Raw genomic sequence first — 23,763 nt, forward strand, 5'->3', positions numbered from 1 at the left:
GAGTAATGCCGTGATCACATGTGCGCCTACCGGACTGGGGAGGTCAAGCCGCCTGTTCAGGCATGTGCTTTGACCCGGAGGTCTCCAGCTGCCTCGGGGAGACTGCTTCCTCCGCCGCCGGAAGCCGCCGCATAAGGGCGCCGTACCCAACGGCGGCCACCGTGCCGACGACCGCGCACACCCCCCACAGCCACTCCGCCCCGAACCGGTCGATGACGACACCGGACATCAGCGGAGCGACAAGCGCGGCGAGGGACCAGGACAAGGTGTACACGCCCTGGTAGCGCCCCCGCCCGTGCACGGGCGACAGCCGAACGACCAGTCCCGTCTGCGTGGGCGCGTTGACCATCTCGCCCAGAGTCCACACGCACACGGTGAGAGCGAAGACGCCGACCGACCCGGCGAAGGCGGTGAGTCCGAGGCCGTACCCGGCCAGCAGGGACGAGACGACGAGCAGCCGCCGGGGATCCCGACGCTCGATGAACCGGGTGACGGGGATCTGCAGCGCGACGATCAGAACGCCGTTGACGGCGATGGCCATGCCGTAGTCGGCGGGCGTGAATCCGGCCTGGCCCATGGCGACGGGCAATCCGACGGACCCCTGCTGAAAGACGAGGGCGACCAGGAACGACAGCCCGACGACCCCCATGTACCGCTTGTCGCGGAGGACGGCACCGAGACCGACGACGTCCTCCCGCGCCCCCTGGGAGACGGCGACAGCCGGCCGTGACTCGGGCAGCTTCAGAAAGACGACGACCGCACAGACGGCGGTCATCCCGGCCTCGATCAGAAACCCGGCGCGATAGCTGAACTCGGCGATGAACCCGGCGGCCATGGAGGAGACGGCGAACCCGAGGTTGATGGCCCAGTAGTTGAGGGAGAACGCCCGCACCCGGTCCTCGGGCCGCACGATGTCGGCCATCATCGCCTGGACGGCGGGCCGGGAGGCGTTGGACGCCATGCCCACCAGGAACGCGACGGCGGCGATGGCGACGGGGTCGTGCACGAACCCGAGGAGGGCGACGGAGACGGCGGTCGACGACTGGGCGATCAGCAGGGTGGGCCGCCGCCCGAGCCGGTCGGCCATGACTCCGCCCCCAAGAGAGGAGACAACCCCGCCGAGGCCGTGCAGGGAGGCGACGAGACCGGCGTAGGAGGCGGAGTACCCGCGGTCGATCGTCAGGTACAGAGCCATGAAGGTGGCGACGAACGCACCGAGCCGGTTGACGAGGGTGCTGGTCCACAGCCACCAGAACTCGCGGGGCAGCCCGGAGACGGTCTCCCGGGCGGCACGTCTCAGACTGGCGACTGACATCGAGATCCCCCACGGAAGTAAGTGGCCCAAGCGGCATGCACAACTTACGCACGGGTCAACGGGCCGGGCCACTCAATTAACAGATGCCGTCAACTGTCCGTCTGCTGGGCGGGCCTCCTGTGGCCCGAATGCGTGGATTACGCTCTGGGACATGGCCGACGCACCGTACAAGCTGATCCTCCTCCGCCACGGCGAGAGCGAGTGGAACGCGAAGAACCTGTTCACCGGCTGGGTGGACGTCAACCTGAACGAGAAGGGCGAGAAGGAGGCAGTCCGCGGTGGCGAGCTCCTGAAGGACGCCGATCTTCTCCCCGACGTGGTCCACACGTCCCTCCAGAAGCGCGCGATCCGCACGGCGCAGCTCGCGCTGGAGTCCGCGGACCGCCACTGGATCCCGGTCCACCGCAGCTGGCGCCTGAACGAGCGCCACTACGGCGCCCTCCAGGGCAAGGACAAGGCGCAGACCCTCGCGGAGTTCGGCGAGGAGCAGTTCATGCTGTGGCGCCGCTCGTACGACACCCCGCCCCCGCCCCTTGAGGACGGCACGGAGTTCTCCCAGTCGGACGACCCGCGCTACGCGTCCATCCCCCCGGAGCTGCGCCCCCGCACGGAGTGCCTCAAGGACGTCGTCGTCCGCATGCTCCCGTACTGGTACGACGGCATCGTCCCGGACCTCCTCGCCGGCCGCACGGTCCTGGTCGCCGCCCACGGCAACAGCCTCCGCGCCCTGGTCAAGCACCTGGACGGCATCTCGGACGCGGACATCGCGGGCCTGAACATCCCGACCGGCATCCCGCTCTCCTACGAGCTCGACGCCGACTTCAAGCCGGTCACCCCCGGCGGCAAGTACCTCGACCCGGAGGCGGCCGCGGCGGCGATCGAGGCGGTCAAGAACCAGGGCAAGAAGAAGTAACCGCCCACGAGTAAGCCCCCTGCCTGCGGTTTCTCCGCGGGGAGGGGGCTCTTCTCTTGCCCTGGGCCGTCTCTGGGCCGTCAGCCGGGGGGCACGATCGCGATCCGGAGTTCTTCGCGGGTGGCCCAGACACGGCGGTCGAGGACGTTTCACCACTCAGTCGATCACTCAGCGAATGGCTACCGACGGGTCCGGTCACCAAGCCTGATTCATGGGACCTTTCTGAAGATTGCAGTGTCATAGCGATCGCCGGTTTGGTCGGCCTCCCCTACCCAAGACGCTGGAAATCCCGCTAGATTGACGCTCACGCCTCCGAGCGAAGTCGGGCAGATCCCGTATCTCGTGATGGCAGTAATCCCATCTATGCCTTAACAGAGGCGTTCTTCGGGGTGCCCGGAAAACCGCAGCGGCTGAGTTTGCCGCTTCCCCACTCTCCTGCCATGTCTTCCTGCACCCACCCCCCCAACAACTGGAAAGCACACGCAAGTGATGAGCTCCCTTCAGCGTTTCGGCCCCCCTCTGGCCATCTCCGCTCTGACGATCGTGTTGAGCACGCCCGGGCTGGCGACCGCCGGCGAGGCGGCCAACGGCAAGGACACGACGTACTACATCTCGCTCGGCGACTCCCTGGCCACCGGCTACCAGCCGGACGTCGACAAGGACACCCACGTCGCCTACCCCGACCAGCTCTACGCGCAGCTCAAGCAGCGCGACCCCGGACTGAAGCACATTCGCCTCGGCTGCACCGGTGAGACCACCGAGTCCATGCTCAAGGGCGGAAAGTGCGACTACCCGCACGCCAAGTCCCAACTGGACGCCGCCTTGCAGGCCATGGCCCAGCACCACGGCAAGGTCGCCTACGTCACCCTCAGCGTGGGCGCCGACGACATCCTGCTCAACTGCGTCAGCCCGGCCGGCACCCTCGACGCGGCATGCCTGAACGGCGCGAGCCAGACCATGGTGAAGAACCTCGCCCAGATCGCGGGCACGCTCCGCAAGGCGGGCGCGAACAACACCCAGTTCGTGGGCTCGACGTACCACAACCCGTTCCTGGGGGCCTGGCTGCAGGGCGCCGCGGGGCAGCAGGCCGCCAAGGAGTCGGCACCCCTGGTCAAGGCCGCCAACACCGGGATCGCCCAGGTGTACAAGTCCACCGGCTTCAAGGTGGCGGACGTGGCCGGGGCGTTCTCCTCGGACGACTTCACCACCCAGGTGAACGTGCCCGGCGCGGGCGAGGTGCCGGCGAACGTGGCCAAGATCTGTCAGCTGACGTGGGCGTGCACGAAGAAGGACCCCCACCCCAACGCCGACGGCCACAAGGTGATCGCAGGCGCCTTCGCGGCCGTGCTCGCCAAGAACGACGCGCCCGCGCCCGGTGCGTCCCCGACCCCCAGCGGGTCGACCACGCCCGCGCCCGGCAAGGGCACGGGGGCGAACCACCCGACCACGAACGGAGGTCTCGCCGAGACCGGCGCGTCGAGCAGCACTCCCGTCGTCGCGGGTGCCGGTGTCGCGGTCGTGGTGGCCGGTACCGCCGCGGTGTACTTCGCGCGCAGGCGCCGTGTGAGCCAGGAGAGCTGACGGACAGCCAGTAGATCCAGCAAGGCGGCAGGCCGCTCGCGGTATCGCGGGCGGCCTGCCCGGCTCGGCTACGGACGGCCTGGCGACCGGCTTGGTGGCCACTGGTACCACCCTGGTGGCGCGCCGACGTGAATCGTCACGGCGCCCCGACTCGGACACAGTGCCCGGTCCGCGGTCGTGACACGTACCGGACTGAGCCGGAGACACGGATCGCGCCGACAGCCTGGAACCTCTGTGGAACCTCCGAGGTCAACCACCAGCGACCAACAACGAGCCTTGTCACGTCCTGTTACGCCTTGTTACCGAATGCGGACAGACCCGGGTGAACGGCGCTCGCCGGGGCGTCATCTCATGGGGTGCAGCCAAACAGCCATGACCATGGGGGAGCTTTCATCATGACCACGCACCGTACGCGCCGTACCGCCCGTTCCGCCGCCCTGGCCGCCGTCACCGCCGCGCTGGCGCTGGGCCTGACCGCCTGTGGCGGCGCCGACGGCGGCTCGAAGGCGGCGGGCGGCGACCATGCCGCTGCCACCGGGCAGAGCGGGTCCGCGTCCAGCGGGGACGGCAAGGGCAGCGCGGAGCAGGCCACCAGCGCCGGCAACACCAAGAAGGGGGCCCGTCCGGCGACCGCCTCGGGCGGGACGGGCGAGGCCGCGGGCAAGGGCACGACGGCCGGCGCCCAGCAGTGCCGCGGAGACGAGATGCTGGTCACCGCGGTACACCGGTTCGCCGGTCAGCAGGGCGACCACCTGCTGGTCACCGCGTCGAACGAGGGCACCAAGCCCTGCTGGGTCATCTCGTACCCGGCCGTGAAGCTCGACGGGAACGTCGACAGTGCCGCACTGCCGCACTCGAAGAAGGACAACCCGGGCGGCGACAAGCGCATCACGCTCCAGCCCGGAGGCAAGGCGTACAGCGCGGTGAACCTCTTCGACTACGGCTCGAAGCACCACACGGCGCAGTCGTTCGCCATCGCGCTGCGCGGCGCGGACGGTCACACCGGCCCCTTCTACTCCGTCGACAGCAAGGGCCAGAAGCCGCAGTTCAGCTGGAACGAGGCCGACGTGCTGAACTGGAGCACCAGGAAGCCGTACGACTTCTGACGGAGCGTCGGCGGGGGCGCGTCGCCGGTGTCTCAGCCGCCCGGCTCCGGCCCCCACCGCTCCGGCCCCGCCCCCCGCCACTCGATCCACGGTGACGTCGCCACGTCCGCCGGGTCGATCTCCAGCCCGGCCCGGCGGAGGAACTCCGCGACATCGGCCACGTTGTGCGCCAGCCCGAGGATCTCACCGTCCACGCGCACGCGTCGGCCGCCCGTGGGTGACGGTGGATGGACGATCACGCGAATCGGTCCGGACATGTCTTCAGGATCATCCGGTATGTGCGTGCCTGCATTCCAGCCCGTCATCGAGGAAGCCGCTCACTGCCGGGCGCATCCGGTCGTCCCAGGTCACGGAGTTCCCACCAGGCCGCGGGGCTGGGGCGTCGCTGCTGCCAATAGGGGTGGAAGTACAGCTGGGCCGACAGCCGGTGCAGGCGCCGGCGCAGCTCGGTACGGCCGGGCTGCTCGGCGAGCCGGCGGTAGGTGGCACGCCAGTCCTGCTGGGCCCGGGCGAGGTCGTCGGGAAACGGTCGCATGGCCGAATTCAAGCATGTGTTCGATTTTGGAGGCCACTGCATGTCGGGGTGTCGGTCGGATGTCGGCGACCGCCAGGGGCTGTCGGGCGGATGTAGGCGGCCCGTCGGCGGCGGCTGACACCTTCCAGGGACGGGGCCGGCCGGAGCTCGCCGGGCGGCCCGATCCCTGAGGAGTCACCATGAACACACCCGTCACGATCATCGGCGCCGGACTCGGCGGACTCACCCTCGCCCGCGTTCTGCACGTCCACGGCATCCCGGCCACCGTCTACGAGGCGGAGGCCTCCGCGTCGGCGCGCGCACAGGGCGGGATGCTCGACATCCACGACTACAACGGGCAGCTCGCCCTCAAGGCGGCCGGCCTGATGGACGAGTTCCGCGCCATCGTCCTGGAGGGCCGCGAGGCGATGCGGGTCCTCGACCCGGACGGGACCGTCCTGCTCGACAAGGCCGACGACGGCAACGGCGGACGCCCCGAGGCGATGCGCGGTGAACTGCGGCGGATACTGATCGACTCGCTCCCGGCGGGCACCGTCCGGTGGGGCCACAAGGTCAGCGGCACACGTGCCCTCGGTGACGGCCGCCATGAGGTGGTCTTCGCCGACGGCACCACGCTCCTCACGAGCCTGCTGGTCGGTGCGGACGGCGCCTGGTCACGGGTCCGGCCACTGCTCTCCGACGCCACACCCGCGTACACCGGCACGTCGTTCGTCGAGACCTATCTGCACGAGGCCGACATCCGGCACCCCGCCGCCGCGAAGGCGGTCGGCGGCGGGCTGATGATCGCGCCCTCGCCGGGCAGGGAGATCTTCGCCCACCGGGAGAGCGGCGACACCCTGCACATGTACGTGGGGCTGTTCAAGCCGCTGGACTGGTTCGCCGCCATCGACTTCACCGATGCCGAAGCGGCGACCGCGCGGATCGCGGCGGAGTTCGAGGGCTGGGCGCCGGAACTCACCGGGCTGATCACCGACAGCGACACCGCGCCGGTGCTGCGTTCCCTGCACGCCCTGCCCACCCGGCACCGGTGGGACCGGGTGCCGGGCGTGACCCTGCTCGGCGACGCCGCCCACCTCCAGGCCCCCAACGGGGAAGGCGCCAACCTCGCCATGCTCGACGGCGCCGAACTCGGCGAAGCCATCGCCGCGCACCGGGACGACACCGAGGCCGCCCTCGCCGAGTACGAGCAGGCCATGTTCCCCCGTAGCGCCGAGGCCGCCACTTTCGAAGGCGCGGAGATGCCCGCGATCGACTCCGAGGCCAACACCGCCCGCGGCCTGATCGACATGTTCACCGAGAAGGCGGAATGAGCCGCACTTTCTGCTGGTGCCGGCTGCTTCTCCCCGCTGTTCCGGCCCCCTGCCCGCGTACTCCCGCAGGCAGGGGGCCGACCGCAGCCGACGGACCGACTCAGACCGACCGCAGCCGACGGACCGCCTCAGACCGACCGCAGCCGACGGACCGCCTCAGACCGACAGCGGCACCGCGTGCACCTCGTCCGCCTTGTGACCCGACCGCTCGTGGATGCGCTGGACCGCCTCCGCCGAGGGGGCCTCCGAGAGGCAGTAGACCGTGCCGGACTCGGGGTCCGCCCAGGCCTGCTGGAAATGCACGCCCTCGTCCTTCTCTATGGCGAGGTCGGCCTGGTGGGCCTGTTGCAGCTGGTCGGCCGTGATGCCCTTCATCCCGTGGTGTACGTCCATGAACTGCGCCATGGCATCGCACCTCCTTCCGACGCCGACTTCTTCGCTTCCCTGCTTCCATGCTGCGCTCGTACGGGCTCCGGGGCGACCCACGACGAAGGGCCCCGGCACGGTCACCGGGGCCCTTCACCGTCGTACGAGTCGTACGAAATCAACCGGAGCGGTCAGCCGCACTGACAGGGATTGCCCGACTGGCACCCGCAGCCGCAGCCCGAGCCGCAGCCGCACGCGCCGAAGAGCGGGAGGCTCTTGATCTCGGCGGGCTGGTCCGTCTCGCGCTCCTGCGTGGGGTCGGGCGTGGTGGGGGCTTCGGCCATGGGTCCTCCTGGAGGCCTAGAGGCTGGTGCCTGTGCTCATTGCATGCCCGCTCGGCTGGGCGCATCAACGGCGCACGGTGGCGCCCACACGCCCCGCCCTCAGGGTTTACGCCCCTCGGCATCCCTTGGCCTGACGCCCCCCGGGGCCCCTGGGCCCTACGCTCCGTCGCCCCCGGGGGCCCCTGGGACCCTATGCTCCGTCGCCCCCGGACACCGGCTGGATCTCCGGCTGGACGTCTCCCTGCAGCTCGTCCGCGTGCTCACCCGTCACCAGGAACACCACGCGCTTGGCGACGGCCACCGCGTGGTCCGCGTACCGCTCGTAGTAGCGGCCGAGGAGGGTGACGTCCACCGCCGTCTCGATGCCGTGCTGCCAGCGGTCGTCCAGCAGGTGCTGGAAGAGGGTGCGGTGCAGCAGGTCCATCTCGTCGTCGTCCTGCTCCAGCTGCATCGCCAGGTCGACGTCCTTGGTGATGATCACCTCGGCCGCCTTGGCCATCAGGCGCTGCGCGAGCTGGCCCATCTCCAGGATGGTCGCGTGCAGGTCGTGCGGGATCGCGCGCTCCGGGAAGCGGAGGCGGGCCAGCTTCGCGACGTGCTGCGCCAGGTCGCCCGAACGCTCCAGGTCGGCCGACATACGGAGCGAGGTGACGACGATACGGAGATCCGTGGCCACCGGCTGCTGGCGGGCCAGCAGGGCTATCGCCCGGGCCTCCAGGTCGTGCTGCAGCTCGTCGACCTTCTTGTCGCCCTCGATGACGCTCTCGGCCAGCTTGAGGTCGGAGTCGAGGATGGCGGTCGTGGCGCGCCCGATCGCCGACCCGACCAGCCGGGCCATCTCCACCAGACCGTCGCCGATCGAATCCAGTTCCTCGTGGTACGCGTCCCGCATCAGGGGTCCCTCTCTTACGTGTCCTTCGGGGCTGCCGGGGCAGGGGCTCGTAGGTCCGTCGGCCGAAAACCGGCAGTTCAAAAACGGCGCTTCGCACCCCACGCTCCCACGTTCCGGCCCGCACGCGTCCGTTTCCGGCATCCCAAATGAACCATCACTGGCTCCAAGGTGAACTCTGGGCGACGAGTGTTCGAGCTCGCACCTCGACGGCTGTGGGGATGTCGTACCCCATGCCTAACCTGTTTGCATGGACGTGAACGCGGCGGTCGCCGCAGCGGCAGCGATCGCCGGGGTGCTCACCGGCGTGATCGCCATGCTGGCGTTCCGCTGGAGCGAGCGGGAGCAGAAGCGCCCCACCCGCACCTCCCTGCACACGGACCCGGTACTTCCGCCGGGCGTGGACACCGTCCTGTCCGTGCTCCGCTCCTCGGCCGTCGTCCTCGACGAGGCCGACGCGGTCGTCAAGGCCAGCTCCGCGGCGTACGCCCTGGGCCTGGTCCGCGGCGGCAGGCTCTCCGTGGAACCGATGCTCCAGATGGCCCGGGACACACGGCGGGACGGGGAGATACGCCAGGTGGAGCTGGATCTGCCGCGGCGGGGCACAGGACGGGGCGGCGACGCGCTCGCCGTCTCCGCCCGCGTGGCCCCGCTCGGCTCCCGGCTGGTGCTCCTGCTGGTGGAGGACCTCACCGAGGCCCGCCGCATCGAGGCGGTACGGCGCGACTTCGTCGCGAACGTGAGCCATGAGCTGAAGACCCCCGTCGGCGCTCTCTCCCTCCTCTCCGAAGCCGTCATGGACGCCTCGGACGACCCGGAGGCCGTGCAGCGCTTCGCCGGCCGGATGCAGATCGAGGCCACCCGGCTCACCAGCCTGGTGCAGGAGCTCATCGACCTGTCCCGGGTGCAGAACGACGACCCCCTCGAGGACGCCGAACCCGTCCGCGTGGACGAACTGGTCGCCGAGGCCATCGACCGCTGCCGCCACCAGGCAGGCGCCAAGCAGATCACCATGGCCGCCGGCGGCACCGCCGACCTGCACGTCTGGGGGAACCGGGGTCAGCTGGCCGCCGCCCTGGGCAACCTTGTCGAGAACGCCGTCAACTACTCGCCTGCCCGCACCCGTGTGGGCATAGCGGCTCGCCGGGTGACCGCGCCCGGCGGTGAGCACATCGAGGTCGCCGTGACCGATCAGGGCATCGGCATCTCCGAAAAGGACAAGGAGCGCATCTTCGAGCGCTTCTACCGCGTCGACCCCGCCCGCTCCCGTGCCACCGGCGGTACGGGCCTGGGGCTGGCGATCGTCAAGCACGTGGCCGCCTCGCACGGCGGGGAGGTCACGGTGTGGAGCTCCGAGGGTCAGGGCTCCACGTTCACCCTGAGGCTGCCGGAGGCGGGGGCTGCCCGCGACCGCGCGAACCAACACCCAGACCCGGACGATCTCGACGACGAGGCCGACCGACAACCCCCGCAGTCATCCCCGTACGAACCGCTTCCCGCCCCGGAGGTCCTTCCGTGACCCGAGTGCTTGTCGTCGAGGACGAGGAGTCCTTCTCCGACGCCCTGTCGTACATGCTCCGCAAGGAGGGCTTCGAGGTCGCAGTGGCGACCACGGGCCCCGACGGACTCGACGAGTTCGAGCGCAACGGCGCCGACCTCGTCCTCCTCGACCTGATGCTGCCCGGCCTGCCCGGCACCGAGGTCTGCCGCCAGCTGCGCGGTCGCTCCAACGTCCCCGTCATCATGGTGACCGCCAAGGACAGCGAGATCGACAAGGTCGTCGGCCTGGAAATAGGAGCCGATGACTATGTCACCAAGCCGTTCTCCTCGCGTGAGCTGGTCGCCCGCATCCGCGCCGTCCTGCGCCGCCGCGGCGAGCCCGAGGAGGTCACCCCGGCCGCCCTGGAGGCCGGCCCGGTCCGTATGGACGTGGACCGCCATGTGGTCACGGTCTCCGGCTCCAAGGTCGACCTGCCCCTCAAGGAGTTCGACCTGCTGGAGATGCTCCTGCGCAACGCCGGCCGCGTACTGACCCGTATGCAGCTCATCGACCGCGTCTGGGGCGCCGACTACGTCGGCGACACCAAGACCCTCGACGTCCACGTCAAGCGACTGCGCGCGAAGATCGAACCGGACCCGGGCGCGCCGCGGTACCTGGTGACGGTCCGCGGGCTCGGGTACAAGTTCGAGCCGTAGGCCGACCAGCGGGCCTTACGACGAAGGGCGGGACCTCCTGGAGAGGTCCCGCCCTTCGTCGTAAGGGTGCTTCAGTGGCCGGCGGCCGGCTTCGACGCCGACGCACTCGCGGAGGCCGCGTCGGTCGGGGTGGCCGAAGTGGCCGGCTTCGAGGCCGAGGTGGACGGGTTCGGGGACGCCGTCGTGCCCTTGGTCGGCGTGGGGCTGGTGCTGGGGGCGCCCGTCGGAACCTCGCTCGGACCCCACTTCGTGAAGTAGCTGTCGGAGGGGACCACGAAGCCGCGCAGGGTCACCGCGCCGGTCTGGCTGAAGGTGAAGGTGATCTGCTGCGCGTTGCCGTCCTGGACGGCCTCGCGGCTGCTGGGCAGGGATGCGGACGCGTTGCCCTTGCCGCCGATCACGAGAGAGCCGTGGGCCGGGACGGTCAGCGGGCCCCTGCCCTTGGCGGGCTTGAGCTCGGCGGTCTTGCCGGTGCCGGGCAGCGTGATGGAGTCCAGCGTCTGCGCGGTACCACCGTTGTTGAAGAGGGTCGCGGCGATCGCGGCGGGACCCGTCGACTGCAGGTCGGGCTGCGTGATGATCAGGACGTTCTGGACCTTGAGGTTCCCGACCTGGGCCGCCGCGTTGTCCGGCTTGACCTGCAGCGTCTGGGCGTCGCCGCCCGCGCCGCACGCGGCGAGCGAGGCGATCGAGAACGCGATGGCGGCCGCGGCGAGGGCGCCGCGTCGAAGGCTGCTGCTCACGGCGGCGGCAACTCCTTGACTTGAGCGTGGCGACCGATAAAGCCGCCCTAAGTGTCTGTCAGCGGCCTTAGGTTACCGAGCCGTTCCCGGGTCGCCGCACCCGACCCTCCCTCTGGCCCCGGCATGGCTCACCAGGGAGTAGTCCACAGGGGGTAGCCCACGCCCGTCCGTCATTCACATAAGTCGCTCCGGCATACCCCGTCCGGCGGGGCGCAAAATCTCCGTGAAGGAATGCGCGGCGGCCCTCGGAATTGATCACGCCGCCGAACAACAGGCCACGTAGGCAGGTGCCTGTGATCAATTCCGGAATCGACGCGGAAGCGACTCCTGACGCCGAACGGAGTAGCGGAAGTCGCACACTTGGAACCGGACATATGTGGATGTTCGTCCCCTTGGAGGAGCCTCCGGATGTGTGTAACGTACGCGTTTCACCTCCCCCGGAGAGCCGCTCCGACCTGCGAATACCTTCTTCCGATCGGGCCGCGCAGCACGTTCCTGTTGCAGTTGTCAAGCCCCGAGATATGCCCTGACCTGCGAAAACGCCATTCAGAACCCGCGGTTTCCGTGTTACCCTGGATAGCCACGGAAGGGGTACCTGTCACATGACGTTCAAGGTTGGCGACACCGTGGTCTATCCCCATCACGGGGCCGCGCTGATCGAGGCCATCGAAACTCGCCAGATCAAAGGCGTGGACAAGACCTACTTGGTGCTGAAGGTCGCCCAGGGTGACCTGACGGTACGTGTGCCAGCGGACAATGCGGAGTTCGTCGGCGTACGTGATGTGGTCGGTCAGGACGGGCTGGACCGGGTCTTCGAGGTGCTGCGCGCGCCGTATGCCGAGGAGCCCACGAACTGGTCGCGTCGATACAAGGCAAATCTGGAGAAGCTCGCCTCCGGCGATGTCATCAAGGTCGCGGAAGTGGTGCGTGACCTGTGGCGTCGTGAGCGTGAGCGCGGACTGTCCGCGGGTGAGAAGCGGATGCTCGCCAAGGCCCGCCAGATCCTGGTGAGCGAACTCGCCCTCGCGGAGAACACGAACGAGGACAAGGCCGAGGCGCTGCTCGACGAGGTCCTCGCGTCCTGAACCTGACAGCAGGCGCAAGCCCGCTTCAGCACTCAGTACATTGAAATGCCGCGGTGCCCGATGACTTTTTTCTGTCGCCGGGCGCTGCGGCATGTTCATACCCAGGCACGCCTTTGCGTACGTCGTCACTGTCGGGGAGGTTCCCCCGAGATACTTGGCGTGCCGGGCCCGGGCAGCTGGCTCGACCGGTGTCACGGAAGGGTCCGGTCAAGGCGTCGCGCCCGGCACTTCCCAGGCCATACCCACGCAAGGCCAGCACACAAACCTGACAGGAACCGATGTCTGACGATTCGCGCCCTTCGCCCGCCGGAACCCGCACGGCGGCGGTGATTCCGGCCGCCGGACGGGGCGTACGCCTAGGTCCGGGCGCCCCCAAGGCGCTCCGCGCGCTGGGCGGCACCCCCATGCTCATCCATGCGGTGCGGGCGATGGCCGCGTCCCGCGCGGTCTCGCTGGTCGTCGTCGTGGCACCGCCCGACGGCGCGCCCGAGGTCAAGTCGCTGCTCGACGCGCACGCACTGCCCGAGCGGACCGACTTCGTCGTCGTCCCGGGCGGCGACTCGCGCCAGGAGTCCGTGAGACTCGGCCTCGACGCCCTGCCCCCCGACTACGACATCGTGCTGGTGCACGACGCGGCACGGCCGCTGGTGCCGGTGGACACGGTCGACGCGGTGATCGAGGCGGTACGGGAGGGAGCGCCGGCCGTCGTGCCCGCGCTGCCCCTCGCCGACACCGTCAAGGAGGTCGAGCCGGCCGCGGCGCCGGGCGAGCCGGAGCCGGTGGTGGCCACCCCGGAGCGGTCCCGCCTGCGTGCCGTGCAGACCCCCCAGGGCTTCGAACGGGCCGCCCTCGTCCAGGCCCACGAGACCGTGACCGACGACGTCACCGACGACGCCAGCATGATCGAGCAGCTGGGCCTGCGGGTCGTGGTCGTACCCGGCCACGAGGAGGCCTTCAAGGTCACGCGCCCGCTGGACCTGGTCCTGGCGGAGGCGGTCCTGGCCCGCAGGAGGCTGAACGATGGCTTCTGACTCCTTTGGCGGGCTGCTGCCCCAGGTCGGCATCGGCACCGACATCCACGCCTTCGAGGAGGGTCGCGAGCTGTGGTGCGCGGGCCTGAGGTGGGAGGGCGAGGGCCCCGGCCTGGCCGGCCACTCCGACGCGGACGTCGTCGCGCACGCGGCGTGCAACGCGCTCTTCTCCGCCGCCGGCCTCGGCGACCTGGGGCAGCACTTCGGCACCGGCCGCCCCGAGTGGTCGGGCGCGTCCGGCGTCACCCTCCTCACGGAGGCCGCCCGCATCGTCCGCGAGTCGGGCTTCCGCATCGGCAACATCGCCGTCCAGGTGGTGGGCCCCCGCCCGAAGATCGGCAAACGCCGCGACGAGGCCCAGAAGCTCCTGTCGGAGGCGGCGGGAGCGCCGGTGTCGGTGTCGGGCGCGACGACGGACGGCCTCGGCTTCCCGGGCAGAGAAGAGGGCTTGATGGCGATCGCGACGGCACTGGTGGTGCGGGCTGCCGGCCCGTCCGGCGTCTGAGGACGAGGCCGTTCGGGCCGAAAGCGGGGGTCGGGGGGCCCAGCCCCCAGTCCACGGCAGCCACGACGACACCTTTTGAGGGGAAGGTCGCTGGGCACTACCCTGCGCCCACTACCCTGGAGTGGTGACCATTCGCCTGTACGACACCAACGCCCGGCAGATCCGTGACTTCGTCCCGCTCACAGCGGGCTGTGTCTCGATCTACCTCTGTGGTGCCACCGTGCAGGCGGCCCCGCACATCGGGCACATCCGCTCGGGCCTCAACTTCGACATCATGCGCCGCTGGTTCGAGTACCGCGGCTACGACGTGACGTTCATCAGGAACGTCACGGACATCGACGACAAGATCATCGCGAAGGCGGCCGAGCGGAACCGCCCGTGGTGGTCGATCGGCTACGACAACGAGCGGGCGTTCAACGACGGTTACACCGCGCTGGGCTGCCTCCCGCCGACGTACGAGCCGCGGGCGACCGGCCATGTGACCGAGATGGTCGAGATGATGCAGGGCCTCATCGAGCGCGGCCACGCGTACGAGGCCGAGGGCAACGTCTACTTCGACGTGCGCTCCTTCCCGGGCTACCTGGAGCTGTCGCGGCAGGAACTCGACAACCTCCAGCAGCCCTCGGGTGTCGGCGAGACCGGCAAGCGCGACCCGCGCGACTTCGCCATGTGGAAGTCCGCCAAGCCGGGCGAGCCGACCTGGGCGACGCCGTGGGGCCGCGGCCGTCCCGGCTGGCACCTGGAGTGCTCGGCGATGGCGCACAAGTACCTGGGCACCGCCTTCGACATCCACGGCGGCGGCCTCGACCTGATCTTCCCGCACCACGAGAACGAGATCGCCCAGGCCAAGGCCTACGGCGACGACTTCGCGCGGTACTGGGTGCACAACGCCTGGGTGACCATGGCGGGCGACAAGATGTCGAAGTCGCTGGGCAACAGCGTGCTCGTGAGCGAGATGGTCAAGACCTGGCGGCCGATCGTGCTGCGCTACTACCTCGGCACCCCGCACTACCGCTCGATGATCGAGTACAGCGAGGAGTCGCTGCGCGAGGCCGAGTCGGCGTTCGCGCGCATCGAGGGCTTCATCCAGCGTGTCGTCGAGAAGGCCGGGGGAGCCGTCGAACCGGCCACCGACGTCCCGCCCGCCTTCGCCGAGGCGATGGACGACGACCTGGGTGTGCCACAGGCCCTCGCCATCGTGCACACCACGGTCCGGCAGGGGAACTCCGCCCTCGCCGCCGACGACAAGGAAGCCGCCGTGGCCCGCCTCGCCGAGGTGCGCGCCATGCTCGGCGTCCTCGGCCTCGACCCCCTCGACCCGCACTGGGTCGGCGAGACCGACCGCGGCGAGGATCTGCACGGCGTGGTCGACAGCCTCGTACGCCTGGTCCTCGACCAGCGTGAGGCGGCCCGCGGCCGCAAGGACTGGGCCACCGCGGACGCCATCCGCGACCAGCTGGGCCAGTCGGGTCTGGCCATCGAGGACGGCCCGCAGGGGCCGCGCTGGAGCCTCGGCCCGCGCTGAGCCCAGCAGCTGATCAGAAGATCGATTGTGCCGCCCGGCCGTCCGGGCGGCACACTTCACAGACGTACGAACGCACACTTCACCTTTTGAGAGCAGACAGGTAGGTCATGGCAGCCAACAACCGCCGCATGTCCGGCAAGAAGGGCGCGCAGGTCGGCAGTGGCGGCCAGCGGCGCAAGGGCCTGGAGGGCAAGGGCCCGACCCCGCCCGCCGAGATGCGCAAGAAGCACAAGGCGAACCGCATCGCGAACGCCAAGGCGAAGCAGGCGGCGCGTCGTCCGGCGCCGCGCGGCCGCGGCGGCAAGTCGTCGTCCGAACTGGTCGTCGGCCGCAACCCGGTGGTCGAGGCGCTGCGCGAGGGCGTGCCGGCCTCGACGCTCTACGTCCAGCAGTTCATCGACAACGACGAGCGCGTCCGCGAGGCCCTCCAGCTCGCGGCCGAGCGCGGCGGGATCAACCTCATGGAGGCGCCCCGCCCCGAGCTCGACCGCATGACCAACGGCCTCAACCACCAGGGCCTCGTCCTCCAGGTCCCGCCGTACGAGTACGCCCACCCCGAGGACCTGGCGAGCGCCGCCTACGACGACGGCGAGGACCCGCTGATCGTCGCCCTCGACGGCGTGACCGACCCGCGCAACCTCGGCGCCGTCGTCCGCTCCGTCTCCGCCTTCGGCGGCCACGGCGTCGTCGTCCCCGAGCGGCGTGCGGCCGGCATGACCGCCGGCGCCTGGAAGACGTCCGCCGGCACCGCGGCGCGTACTCCCGTCGCCCGCGCCACCAACCTGACGCGCGCCCTGGAGGGGTACAAGAAGCAGGGCATCGTGGTCGTCGGCCTCGCCGCCGACGGCGAGCACGAGATCGGCGACCTGGAAGCCCTGCAGGGCCCCGTCGTGATCGTGGTCGGCAGCGAGGGCAAGGGCCTGTCCCGGCTCGTCGGCGAGACGTGCGACTTCCGGGTGCGGATTCCGATGCCGGGTGGTGCCGAGTCGTTGAACGCCGGTGTGGCTGCGGGGGTTGTCCTGTATGAGGCGGCTCGTCGGAGGGCCTGACCGCGGTCGGCGTGGGCAGGCGGAGCCGGCCGGTCGGAGGCCGGCGCGGCCGCTCGATGCCGCGCCGGTTGCGAGGGTGGCGGTCGGTAAAGGTCGTGCCTTACGAGGCGGCACGGCGGCGCGACTGAACATGCGTCCGTATCGACACTCGTACGGGTCAATCTGGGCGTCCCGGTCAACGTTGACGCGATCCGGACACATCCGGCGGGTCAAAGCAGTGTCCTAACCACACGTCACTCGGTTAGATGAGTGTGGACACCAGAACACCCCGCACACCCACGGGGGACGGCCCGTCGGGATTCGATGACGCTCCCGCGCTGAGCATGGTGAAGGTGCCGAGCGATCCCGCGCAGGTCATCGTCAATCATGCGAGCTTCCGTGTGCAGCTCGGCGCCTCGGCCCGCACCCGATCGCCGCGGATCGCACGGCACTTGACCGCCTCCCAGGACGCCGCCCGCACGCCCGTCGCCGGTACCGCCGCGGGCAGAGCGGGCGCGGGCGCCCGCCGCCGGCCCGTCGTCTGGAGTGGCAGGTCGGCCCCCGACGACACCGGCGCGCACCGTCTGCTCCAGGCCGTCCGCGGCGGCAGCGTCCGGCACGGTGACGACCCGTCCGTCGACGCGGGAGCCACCCAGGTCATCCCGCGCGTGGAGGTCGGCGGCTACGACGAGGCCTACGACGAGCTGGAACAGACCGTCGAGACCCCGATCGTCGGCGCCCAGCGCGGCCGCCCCGTCGACGACGTCGTCGGCACCCGCTTCCTCCCCAACATGCGCACCCCCGGCAGCGCATACGACGAGGAACACGCCTACGGCGCCCAGGAGTTCGAGGACTTCGACGAGACGGACGAGTTCGACGACTCCGGCGAGTTCGACGAGTTCGACGAGGCGGACGACAGCGACCGGCCCGCCAAGCGCCACGGCGTCGACCCGGCCCGGCACGCCTACTACCCGGGCCGCCGCATGAACCTCGGCGTCGTCCTGCTCCCCCTGCGCATCTTCCTCGGCTTCATCTCCATCTACGCCGGCATGGGCAAGCTCTGCGACCCCGTCTACTTCGACGGCGGCAAACGCGGCTCCATGGTCAAGTGGCTCAACACCCTGCACCCCTGGGAAGTCGCCGAGCCGCTGCGCCAGTTCGCCCTCCAGCACCCTGTCGGCTCCGGCCTCGTCATCGCCTTCGCACAGGTCGTCGTGGGCGTCCTGACGGTCCTGGGCTGCTGGCAGCGCGTGGCCGCCGTCTTCGGCGCCCTGCTCTCCGCCGCGCTGATCGTCACGGTCAGCTGGAAGACCGTTCCCGCCTACGACGCCCCCGACATCATCTACCTCGCCGCCTGGTCCCCGCTGATCATCGCCGGCGCCCCGGTCTACTCCATCGACGGCCGCCTCGCCGGCAGCGCCTGGCGGCGCCTGGGCCCCTGCTCCGACATCTGGGACCTGCGCGCCTACGTCCTGCGCCGCGGCGCCCTCATCACGGCGATCGTGACCGGTCTCACCCTGCTCGTCGGCTCGCTGCTCGGCGGCGCAGTACGCGACGCCGACCGCGTGATCGTCCCCGGGCCCGGCGAGGCCCCGCGCAACGAACTGCCGGGATCCCCGCTCCCGCAGGAGCCGCACAAGCGGAACAGCCAGTCGCCCTCGGCGTCGAACGCCCCCACCCATGGCGCCACCGCCGGTTCCACGCCTTCCGGCGCGGCGACCACGCCGGGCGCCACCGCGACCGGCGGCACGCCCAGCCACACCCAGGGCACCGCGGGCCACACCCCGCACCAGCAGTCCTCGCCGTCCGGCGGCGCCCCCAGCACCAGCTCCGGCCCCACCTCCGGCGGCGGAGACGGCGGCACCGGCTCCTCAGGCTCGTCCTCCGGCGACCAGGGCCTGGTGGGCGGCCTGCTGGGCTGACCGAACCGGTGGGCACCGGGTCCATACAAAGGGGCCCCGCACGAAAACGTGCGGGGCCTCTTTGGCGTACGGGACCGGAGCGGCCTTTATAAGGGGCGCGGGGAACGCCGCGACGAGCCCCCACTCACCCGCGGACGCAAAACAACCTTCGGGGCCGGGCCCTCACCGCCCCAGAGCGGCCAGCTCCTTCGCCGCCTCGGTCAGATCCTTCGCCGTGTCGATGGCGCGCCAGTACGCCCCCTGCGGGATCGTGAACCCGGCCAGCCGCCGCTCACGGGCCAGATGAGGGAACGTCGTACGCTCGTGATCGCCGCGTTCCGGCAGCAGTCCGGCGAACTCGGACGAGAAGACGTAGACACCCGCGTTGATCTCGAACGTCGACGGCGGCGCCTCGATGAAGTCCGTGATGTGCCCGAAGCCGTCCGTCTTCACCGCGCCCCAGGGGATGCGGGGGCGGGCCAGGGCCAGCGTCGCGACCGCGTCGCGCTCCGTGTGGAAGTCCGCCATGTCGCGCAGCGAGAAGCGGGTCCAGATGTCGCCGTTGGTGGCGTACCAGGGCCGGTCCGGGTGCGGGAGGTGGGCGGCGGCGTACTTCAGTCCGCCACCGCGCCCGAGCGGCTCCGTCTCGACGACCGTCGTCACCCGCACCGGCAGGTCGGCCGTCTTCAGCCAGTCCTGCAGCACCTCGGCGAGATGGCCGCAGCTGATCACCACGTCCGTCACGCCCTCCTCGGCCAGCCAGACAAGCTGATGGCCGATGATCGGAGTCCCCGTACCGGGGATCTCGACCATCGGCTTGGGCCGGTCGTCGGTGTAGGGACGCAGCCGGGAGCCCTGGCCACCGGCCAGGATGACGGCTTGAACGGGGCGGGACGCGGCGTTCGGATCGCTCATGCCCGAACTGTACGGCGCGTCCCACCCGGGTCCGGAGTCGGCAACCGTTCCTTAATCAGCCGTTACCCTCCTCCGAACTGTCCGTGGTGTCCGCGCCGGAGGAGGGACGGGTCCGGGGTCAGGTGAGCGCGCCCGCGACGCCCGAGGCGAAGGACGTGTCGCAGACCGGGCGGGCATAGGACTGGGCGCGCGTGGGGCCGTACATGCGGACCGCGGCGCGGCCCAGGGACCGGGCGATGGACACGCAGTGCTTGGCGAGCGACGGGCGCTCGTTCACGGCCTGCTGGAGGTGGGTGAGGACCGTGCCCGGGTCCTCCTGCTGGAGCTCGCCCAGGAGCTTGTCGCGCAGCACGTCCTGCGGGGCGCGGTGGGCGGCCCTGGCGTCCGAGGTGATGTCGGACGCGTCCGAGGCGGTGAGGACCGAGTTCGAGGGGTTTCCCGTCCAGTTGACTCGGGTGACCGCGAGGGTCCCGGAAAGCACCAGGACGACCGGCAGGACAAGGGCGAGCGTGCGGCCGATCCGGCGGGCGGGGCCCCGGCCGCTTCGCGTCTGTTGGTTAGTGGAGTGCTTCACGCGAGTGAGAGTAGCGCCAGGTGATGATTTGGCGACATTTAGTAATCAGTTCGGGTGACGAAGGGCCGTCTCGAACCGGGTGCGAAGTTGACGCACGCTGCTCGAAATGACCGGTGTGCCGGGGTAAATGTCGACAACGAGAAAGGCCCCGCAGGGGTCTGCGGGGCCTTTCTTCGTCAACCTGGGTGAATTACCCGGGATGGGCGTTTCGGGAGTTGCCGGTCGGCCGAGTGGCCTCAGTCGGTGAGACGCTCACCCGTGGAGGTCGAGAACACGTGGGTCTCGCCCGGACGCGGCACCACGTGCAGCGTGGAGCCCTTCTCCGGCACCCGGCGGCCCTCGACACGGACGACGAGGTCCTTGGTCTCGCCGCCGACCTCGGCGGTGCCGTAGACGTAGCCGTCGGCGCCGAGCTCCTCGACGACGTTCACGGAGACCGCGAGACCGGCCGGCTTGTCCTCGGTGGTCTTGGACAGGGCCGCGGCGGCGCCGCCGTTCTCCTCGACGATGTCGAAGTGCTCGGGACGGACACCGACGGTGACCGTGCGGTCGCCCTTGTCGGAGGCGGCCTTGAGGGCGTCACGGTTGACCGGGACGACACTGTTGCCGAACTTCACACCGCCGTCGGTGATCGGCACCTCGACCAGGTTCATGGCGGGGGAGCCGATGAAGCCGGCGACGAAGAGGTTGGCGGGCTTGTCGTACATGTTGCGCGGCGAGTCGACCTGCTGGAGCAGACCGTCCTTGAGGACCGCCACGCGGTCGCCCATCGTCATGGCCTCGACCTGGTCGTGGGTGACGTAGACGGTGGTGATGCCGAGACGGCGCTGCAGCGACGCGATCTGCGTACGCGTCGACACACGGAGCTTGGCGTCGAGGTTGGACAGCGGCTCGTCCATGAGGAACACCTGCGGCTCACGCACGATGGCGCGGCCCATGGCGACACGCTGGCGCTGACCACCGGAGAGGGCCTTCGGCTTGCGGTCCAGGTACTCGCTCAGGTCCAGGATCTTCGCGGCTTCCTCGACCTTGCTGCGGATCTCCGCCTTGTTGACGCCGGCGATCTTGAGCGCGAAGCCCATGTTGTCGGCGACGGTCATGTGCGGGTACAGCGCGTAGTTCTGGAACACCATGGCGATGTCCCGGTCCTTGGGCGGCAGGTGCGTGACGTCGCGGTCACCGATGCGGATGGCGCCGCCGTTCACGTCCTCGAGCCCCGCGAGCATGCGGAGCGAGGTGGACTTGCCGCAGCCGGACGGACCGACGAGGACGAGGAACTCGCCGTCCCCGACTTCGATCTCCAGACCGTCGACGGCGGGCTTCTCGGTGCCCGGGTAGATCCGGGTCGCCTTGTCGAACGTAACAGTGGCCATGGTGATGGGCCCCCTTCTACCGGCAGGAACGTGCCGGACGATCCGTTGTAGGAAGGTGGTGGTGTAGTCCACGAGGGTGAACTGGCTCAGGACGCTACCTGGCGTTCGCCTGATCTGTCAGTACCCCAGGGGCTGTGAACTTCGCGGAAATTTTCGACAGGGGGCGGCCGGGACCTGGGTACACTGCACGGGCACGCACGCGAAGCTCGTGTGCAGGCCTCCTTAGCTCAGCTGGTCAGAGCGCCGCTCTTGTAAAGCGAAGGTCGTCGGTTCGAATCCGACAGGGGGCTCGCTGAACAGGGGCGGTCCCGCGCGGGGCCGCCCCTGTCCGTGCGTTCACCCGGCAAGCTCGTGCGGTGCGAGTTCGCTGGCGCGCTGCTCGCCGGCCACGGTGAGGATGACGTCCCGCAGCCGCTCGACGTACAGCCGCATGTTCTTGTACGCGATGTCGGTGTCCGGGTAGCGGCAGGTGAACCACAGGCCCTCGTGGAGCCGGTTCAGCCAGATGCACACCTGGTCGCCGTAGGACACCCGCACCAGTCCGTAGGCCGCCAGCTCGTCCCAGCGCTCGGCCCCGGGGATGCCTCGTGCGTCGACGAACGAGACGATCGAGTACAGGTCGGGCGAGGTCGGACGGAAGTCCTCGCCGAGCAGGCGCAGCACGCGGGCGAGGGGCATGCGGGCCAGCGACCTGTTGGCCTGCAGTTCGGCGCGCACGGCGGTCAGGGCGGTGGGGAAGTCGGGTGCCTGGTCGTATGCGACCTCGATCGGGGCGCCGCCGACGTACCAGCCCACGGAGTTGGACCACTTGGACTTCACCCGGGTGTGGAACGGAACGACCGCGCGGTAGACGGGCTGTCCGCCGATCTCGTGCACGATGAGGCTGGTCGCGGCCAGGATGCCGACGAGGCTGCCGCCGAAGGGCCGGCAGTACGACTCGAACGCCGCGGCGGCGTCCGCGTCGACGAGCATCTCGCGCATCAGCTTCTGCCTGGGCAGGTCGCCGCCGGGCTCCAGCCCCAGATCGACGGGGAAGTTGGGCAGCTTTCCGCTGCACCGCCGGATGAAGTCCCGCCAGCGGCCGACGATGGCGTGGGTGCCGTCGATCCGGTCCGCGTCCGCGCGCTCGATCTCGCAGAAGTCGACGTAGCTGCCGACCGGTGACTCCTCGACGGGGCGCCCCTCGGCCGCCGCCGTGTAGAGCTCGTTGATCTCGGCGGGCATGCGCTGGATGGAGTAGGAGTCGACATTGCTGTGGTCGAACGCGATGTACAGGCTCGTGCTGTCGTCCCTGAGGACCGCAGCGTAGAGGAAGTTGGGCCAGCTCAGCGCGCTCGCGGAGGTGTCGAAGCGGTCCTGGAGGTGCTGGACGAGCCGCGTCGCGTCGGTGAAGTCGCCGATGTCCTCGCGCTGGAGGGACACGTCCTCGGTGTCGAGCGTGAAACGGCGCATCTCGTCGCCGTCCCAGCGGAATCCGCTGCGCAGCGTCTCGTGCCGGAGCGTCCAGCTGCGCAGTGCGTCCTGCAGCGCGTCCAGGTCGGCCCTGCCCGGGATGTCGAACGCCGCACCGACCCAGGTCGGCACGAACAGGCCGTCCTCGTGCACCGATCGGGCGGTCCTGATGTGCGACTCCTGGACGTACGCCGGCGGTCGGGGGTCATCCGGAAGGCCCGCCGCCAACGTGACGGTCGCCGGACTGAGCGCCCACTCGACGAGCCGTCCGGGCCGGACTTCGCAACGCTGGATGTCGGTGATTCGCACGGGCGTCTCCTGTCGCAGTTGGAGCCCGAATCGGGCGGACCCGATCAAGGGAATGCCGCGACCGCGAAAGGAGATACCCGGAACATGGGGTGTTCCCACTTTTGAGTGGATTGAGTGATCGGCGGATGTGCGCCAATCGGTCTGCGGGACACCGGTATTCGCCGGTCCGGGCATTTCAACATACGAACAAGTCGCGTTCGAGGAACCGGAGTTCATCCGGTACCGGGGCGAGCTGCCCCAATTCTCGTACGTGGAGAATACGCCCTGCTTCGAACGGACTTTGCGCAAGCCGGAGTTACCGCGCGTCGAGTGGACACGGGATATCCGGCAGTGTGGAATGCCTAGTTGTTACTGCTAGTGTTCATCCAGTCACAGTAGGCAATCTGCCTCGACATCACGGCAATGAAGGACCGAGGGTTTCATGCGCAAGCTTCAACAGGCCATGATCGCAGCAGCAGTGGCGGCTGGCGGTCTCTCCGTCATCGGTGCCGGCGCCGGCACCGCCTACGCCCACGGCCACGGGCACGACGCCAAGCCGAAGGTGACCGAGCACTACCGCCCGTACCAGGAGTGCAGCCCGCAGACGGTGGCTGACGGTGACCTCCCGATCGGCGTTCTCGGTCTCTCCGAGACGTTCGACACCACCTGCGGTCAGTTCAACAACGCCTTCACTGCGTAATCGTGCGCGACGCTTTCCGCGAGCCCCTCGGGGTCACCCCCCGCAGGGGCCCGTTCACGTGTGGCCGCCCGGAGCGCGAGGCCGCTCC

Annotated in this window: 24 protein-coding genes and 1 tRNA gene; 14 read left to right on the top strand and 11 right to left on the bottom strand. The window is 69.8% G+C overall.

Translation table 11 applies throughout. From position 1 onward, the window contains the following. Positions 1 to 43 precede the first annotated feature (43 nt). The gene (locus LJ657_RS44875) at positions 44 to 1,315 is read right to left on the bottom strand and encodes an MDR family MFS transporter (RefSeq protein ID WP_232655497.1); all 1,272 of its coding nucleotides are present in this window, start codon (positions 1,313 to 1,315) and stop codon (positions 44 to 46) included. A 151-nt stretch (positions 1,316 to 1,466) separates the two neighbouring features. Between LJ657_RS44875 and LJ657_RS44880 the strand changes: the two genes are divergently transcribed. The 3 genes from LJ657_RS44880 to LJ657_RS44890 all read left to right on the top strand — a co-directional run bounded on the left by LJ657_RS44880 (position 1,467) and on the right by LJ657_RS44890 (position 4,915). Then, positions 1,467 to 2,228, top strand: coding sequence for a phosphoglyceromutase (locus LJ657_RS44880; RefSeq protein ID WP_030941433.1), 762 nt, complete (start codon positions 1,467 to 1,469; stop codon positions 2,226 to 2,228). 489 nt (positions 2,229 to 2,717) lie between these two features. Continuing rightward, positions 2,718 to 3,809, top strand: coding sequence for an SGNH/GDSL hydrolase family protein (locus tag LJ657_RS44885; RefSeq protein WP_232655498.1), 1,092 nt, complete (start codon positions 2,718 to 2,720; stop codon positions 3,807 to 3,809). Positions 3,810 to 4,204: 395 nt separating this feature from the next. After that, positions 4,205 to 4,915, top strand: coding sequence for a DUF4232 domain-containing protein (locus LJ657_RS44890; protein ID WP_232655499.1), 711 nt, complete (start codon positions 4,205 to 4,207; stop codon positions 4,913 to 4,915). A 32-nt stretch (positions 4,916 to 4,947) separates the two neighbouring features. On the opposite strand, the gene LJ657_RS44895 is transcribed toward LJ657_RS44890, so the two are convergent. Both LJ657_RS44895 and LJ657_RS44900 read right to left on the bottom strand, forming a co-directional pair. Then, on the bottom strand, positions 4,948 to 5,172 hold the full coding sequence (locus tag LJ657_RS44895) for a hypothetical protein (protein WP_232655500.1): 225 nt from the start codon (positions 5,170 to 5,172) through the stop codon (positions 4,948 to 4,950). Positions 5,173 to 5,216: 44 nt separating this feature from the next. Then, the gene (locus LJ657_RS44900; protein ID WP_232655501.1) at positions 5,217 to 5,450 is read right to left on the bottom strand and encodes a DUF8825 domain-containing protein; all 234 of its coding nucleotides are present in this window, start codon (positions 5,448 to 5,450) and stop codon (positions 5,217 to 5,219) included. A 179-nt stretch (positions 5,451 to 5,629) separates the two neighbouring features. Here LJ657_RS44900 and LJ657_RS44905 point away from each other — a divergent pair, with 179 nt between their 5' ends. Continuing rightward, positions 5,630 to 6,760 carry an FAD-dependent oxidoreductase gene (locus LJ657_RS44905; RefSeq protein ID WP_232655502.1) on the top strand — a complete coding sequence of 377 codons (1,131 nt, stop codon included), beginning with the start codon at positions 5,630 to 5,632 and terminating at the stop codon, positions 6,758 to 6,760. 156 nt (positions 6,761 to 6,916) lie between these two features. Here LJ657_RS44905 and LJ657_RS44910 read toward each other — a convergent pair whose 3' ends face one another. The 3 genes from LJ657_RS44910 to phoU all read right to left on the bottom strand — a co-directional run bounded on the left by LJ657_RS44910 (position 6,917) and on the right by phoU (position 8,362). Beyond that, positions 6,917 to 7,165, bottom strand: coding sequence for an SCO4226 family nickel-binding protein (locus tag LJ657_RS44910; protein ID WP_232655503.1), 249 nt, complete (start codon positions 7,163 to 7,165; stop codon positions 6,917 to 6,919). Positions 7,166 to 7,317: 152 nt separating this feature from the next. Then, complete coding sequence (locus LJ657_RS44915; protein WP_185124092.1) at positions 7,318 to 7,470, bottom strand: hypothetical protein; 153 nt, start codon at positions 7,468 to 7,470, stop codon at positions 7,318 to 7,320. Positions 7,471 to 7,660: 190 nt separating this feature from the next. Beyond that, positions 7,661 to 8,362, bottom strand: a complete 702-nt coding sequence (phoU, locus tag LJ657_RS44920; protein ID WP_232655504.1) for a phosphate signaling complex protein PhoU — start codon at positions 8,360 to 8,362, stop codon at positions 7,661 to 7,663. 247 nt (positions 8,363 to 8,609) lie between these two features. Between phoU and phoR the strand changes: the two genes are divergently transcribed. Together phoR and phoP are read left to right on the top strand one after the other, a co-directional pair. Next, positions 8,610 to 9,878: a two-component system sensor histidine kinase PhoR gene (gene phoR / locus LJ657_RS44925; protein ID WP_232655505.1), complete on the top strand. Its 1,269-nt coding sequence runs from the start codon at positions 8,610 to 8,612 to the stop codon at positions 9,876 to 9,878. A gap of 5 nt (positions 9,879 to 9,883) precedes the next feature. Next, complete coding sequence (gene phoP, locus LJ657_RS44930) at positions 9,884 to 10,555, top strand: two-component system response regulator PhoP (protein WP_004000192.1); 672 nt, start codon at positions 9,884 to 9,886, stop codon at positions 10,553 to 10,555. Positions 10,556 to 10,626: 71 nt separating this feature from the next. Here the strand turns inward: phoP and LJ657_RS44935 are convergent, their stop codons facing one another. Continuing rightward, positions 10,627 to 11,298 carry a copper chaperone PCu(A)C domain-containing protein gene (locus tag LJ657_RS44935; RefSeq protein ID WP_232655506.1) on the bottom strand — a complete coding sequence of 224 codons (672 nt, stop codon included), beginning with the start codon at positions 11,296 to 11,298 and terminating at the stop codon, positions 10,627 to 10,629. 602 nt (positions 11,299 to 11,900) lie between these two features. Here LJ657_RS44935 and LJ657_RS44940 point away from each other — a divergent pair. From LJ657_RS44940 to LJ657_RS44965, 6 genes are all read left to right on the top strand, one after another. Further along, positions 11,901 to 12,383: a CarD family transcriptional regulator gene (locus LJ657_RS44940; protein ID WP_003953493.1), complete on the top strand. Its 483-nt coding sequence runs from the start codon at positions 11,901 to 11,903 to the stop codon at positions 12,381 to 12,383. Between the two features lie 278 nt (positions 12,384 to 12,661). Next, on the top strand, positions 12,662 to 13,414 hold the full coding sequence (ispD, locus tag LJ657_RS44945) for a 2-C-methyl-D-erythritol 4-phosphate cytidylyltransferase (protein ID WP_232655507.1): 753 nt from the start codon (positions 12,662 to 12,664) through the stop codon (positions 13,412 to 13,414). Continuing rightward, the gene (gene ispF, locus LJ657_RS44950) at positions 13,404 to 13,919 is read left to right on the top strand and encodes a 2-C-methyl-D-erythritol 2,4-cyclodiphosphate synthase (RefSeq protein ID WP_232655508.1); all 516 of its coding nucleotides are present in this window, start codon (positions 13,404 to 13,406) and stop codon (positions 13,917 to 13,919) included. The genes ispD and ispF overlap by 11 nt, the downstream gene beginning before the upstream one ends. A gap of 124 nt (positions 13,920 to 14,043) precedes the next feature. Next, positions 14,044 to 15,444 (top strand): cysteine--tRNA ligase, encoded by a 1,401-nt coding sequence (gene cysS, locus LJ657_RS44955; protein WP_232655509.1) that lies wholly within the window; start codon positions 14,044 to 14,046, stop codon positions 15,442 to 15,444. Between the two features lie 107 nt (positions 15,445 to 15,551). Further along, on the top strand, positions 15,552 to 16,493 hold the full coding sequence (rlmB, locus tag LJ657_RS44960; protein WP_232655510.1) for a 23S rRNA (guanosine(2251)-2'-O)-methyltransferase RlmB: 942 nt from the start codon (positions 15,552 to 15,554) through the stop codon (positions 16,491 to 16,493). A 245-nt stretch (positions 16,494 to 16,738) separates the two neighbouring features. Continuing rightward, on the top strand, positions 16,739 to 18,394 hold the full coding sequence (locus tag LJ657_RS44965) for a DoxX family membrane protein (RefSeq protein ID WP_232655511.1): 1,656 nt from the start codon (positions 16,739 to 16,741) through the stop codon (positions 18,392 to 18,394). Between the two features lie 162 nt (positions 18,395 to 18,556). On the opposite strand, the gene LJ657_RS44970 is transcribed toward LJ657_RS44965, so the two are convergent. The 3 genes from LJ657_RS44970 to LJ657_RS44980 form a co-directional block, all read right to left on the bottom strand. Beyond that, positions 18,557 to 19,288 carry a nucleotidyltransferase family protein gene (locus tag LJ657_RS44970; RefSeq protein WP_232655512.1) on the bottom strand — a complete coding sequence of 244 codons (732 nt, stop codon included), beginning with the start codon at positions 19,286 to 19,288 and terminating at the stop codon, positions 18,557 to 18,559. Positions 19,289 to 19,406: 118 nt separating this feature from the next. Further along, entirely contained in the window at positions 19,407 to 19,862 is a 456-nt protein-coding gene (locus tag LJ657_RS44975) for a hypothetical protein (protein WP_232655513.1), read from the bottom strand. A 236-nt stretch (positions 19,863 to 20,098) separates the two neighbouring features. Further along, positions 20,099 to 21,235 (bottom strand): ABC transporter ATP-binding protein, encoded by a 1,137-nt coding sequence (locus LJ657_RS44980; RefSeq protein ID WP_232655514.1) that lies wholly within the window; start codon positions 21,233 to 21,235, stop codon positions 20,099 to 20,101. Positions 21,236 to 21,451: 216 nt separating this feature from the next. Here LJ657_RS44980 and LJ657_RS44985 point away from each other — a divergent pair. Next, positions 21,452 to 21,525, top strand: a tRNA-Thr gene (locus tag LJ657_RS44985). 46 nt (positions 21,526 to 21,571) lie between these two features. Here the strand turns inward: LJ657_RS44985 and LJ657_RS44990 are convergent. Beyond that, a complete protein-coding gene (locus LJ657_RS44990) occupies positions 21,572 to 22,996 on the bottom strand; it encodes a condensation domain-containing protein (RefSeq protein ID WP_232655515.1) in 1,425 nt (474 codons plus the stop codon). Positions 22,997 to 23,417: 421 nt separating this feature from the next. Between LJ657_RS44990 and LJ657_RS44995 the strand changes: the two genes are divergently transcribed. Continuing rightward, a complete protein-coding gene (locus LJ657_RS44995) occupies positions 23,418 to 23,675 on the top strand; it encodes a hypothetical protein (protein WP_232655516.1) in 258 nt (85 codons plus the stop codon). Positions 23,676 to 23,763: the final 88 nt, after the last annotated feature.

The organism is Streptomyces guryensis (assembly GCF_021261325.1).
Classification (GTDB): domain Bacteria; phylum Actinomycetota; class Actinomycetes; order Streptomycetales; family Streptomycetaceae; genus Streptomyces; species Streptomyces guryensis.

Excerpts from the sequence above, each read along its gene's own strand:
- LJ657_RS44875 (WP_232655497.1), bottom strand. The coding sequence starts at position 1,315 with ATGTCAGTCGCCAGTCTGAGACGTGCCGCCCGGGAGACCGTCTCCGGG.
- LJ657_RS44880 (WP_030941433.1), top strand. The coding sequence starts at position 1,467 with ATGGCCGACGCACCGTACAAGCTGATCCTCCTCCGCCACGGCGAGAGC.
- LJ657_RS44885 (WP_232655498.1), top strand. The coding sequence starts at position 2,718 with ATGAGCTCCCTTCAGCGTTTCGGCCCCCCTCTGGCCATCTCCGCTCTG.
- LJ657_RS44890 (WP_232655499.1), top strand. The coding sequence starts at position 4,205 with ATGACCACGCACCGTACGCGCCGTACCGCCCGTTCCGCCGCCCTGGCC.
- LJ657_RS44895 (WP_232655500.1), bottom strand. The coding sequence starts at position 5,172 with ATGTCCGGACCGATTCGCGTGATCGTCCATCCACCGTCACCCACGGGC.
- LJ657_RS44900 (WP_232655501.1), bottom strand. The coding sequence starts at position 5,450 with ATGCGACCGTTTCCCGACGACCTCGCCCGGGCCCAGCAGGACTGGCGT.
- LJ657_RS44905 (WP_232655502.1), top strand. The coding sequence starts at position 5,630 with ATGAACACACCCGTCACGATCATCGGCGCCGGACTCGGCGGACTCACC.
- LJ657_RS44910 (WP_232655503.1), bottom strand. The coding sequence starts at position 7,165 with ATGGCGCAGTTCATGGACGTACACCACGGGATGAAGGGCATCACGGCC.
- LJ657_RS44915 (WP_185124092.1), bottom strand. The coding sequence starts at position 7,470 with ATGGCCGAAGCCCCCACCACGCCCGACCCCACGCAGGAGCGCGAGACG.
- phoU (WP_232655504.1), bottom strand. The coding sequence starts at position 8,362 with ATGCGGGACGCGTACCACGAGGAACTGGATTCGATCGGCGACGGTCTG.
- phoR (WP_232655505.1), top strand. The coding sequence starts at position 8,610 with ATGGACGTGAACGCGGCGGTCGCCGCAGCGGCAGCGATCGCCGGGGTG.
- LJ657_RS44940 (WP_003953493.1), top strand. The coding sequence starts at position 11,901 with ATGACGTTCAAGGTTGGCGACACCGTGGTCTATCCCCATCACGGGGCC.
- ispD (WP_232655507.1), top strand. The coding sequence starts at position 12,662 with ATGTCTGACGATTCGCGCCCTTCGCCCGCCGGAACCCGCACGGCGGCG.
- ispF (WP_232655508.1), top strand. The coding sequence starts at position 13,404 with ATGGCTTCTGACTCCTTTGGCGGGCTGCTGCCCCAGGTCGGCATCGGC.
- rlmB (WP_232655510.1), top strand. The coding sequence starts at position 15,552 with ATGGCAGCCAACAACCGCCGCATGTCCGGCAAGAAGGGCGCGCAGGTC.
- LJ657_RS44965 (WP_232655511.1), top strand. The coding sequence starts at position 16,739 with ATGAGTGTGGACACCAGAACACCCCGCACACCCACGGGGGACGGCCCG.
- LJ657_RS44970 (WP_232655512.1), bottom strand. The coding sequence starts at position 19,288 with ATGAGCGATCCGAACGCCGCGTCCCGCCCCGTTCAAGCCGTCATCCTG.
- LJ657_RS44980 (WP_232655514.1), bottom strand. The coding sequence starts at position 21,235 with ATGGCCACTGTTACGTTCGACAAGGCGACCCGGATCTACCCGGGCACC.
- LJ657_RS44995 (WP_232655516.1), top strand. The coding sequence starts at position 23,418 with ATGCGCAAGCTTCAACAGGCCATGATCGCAGCAGCAGTGGCGGCTGGC.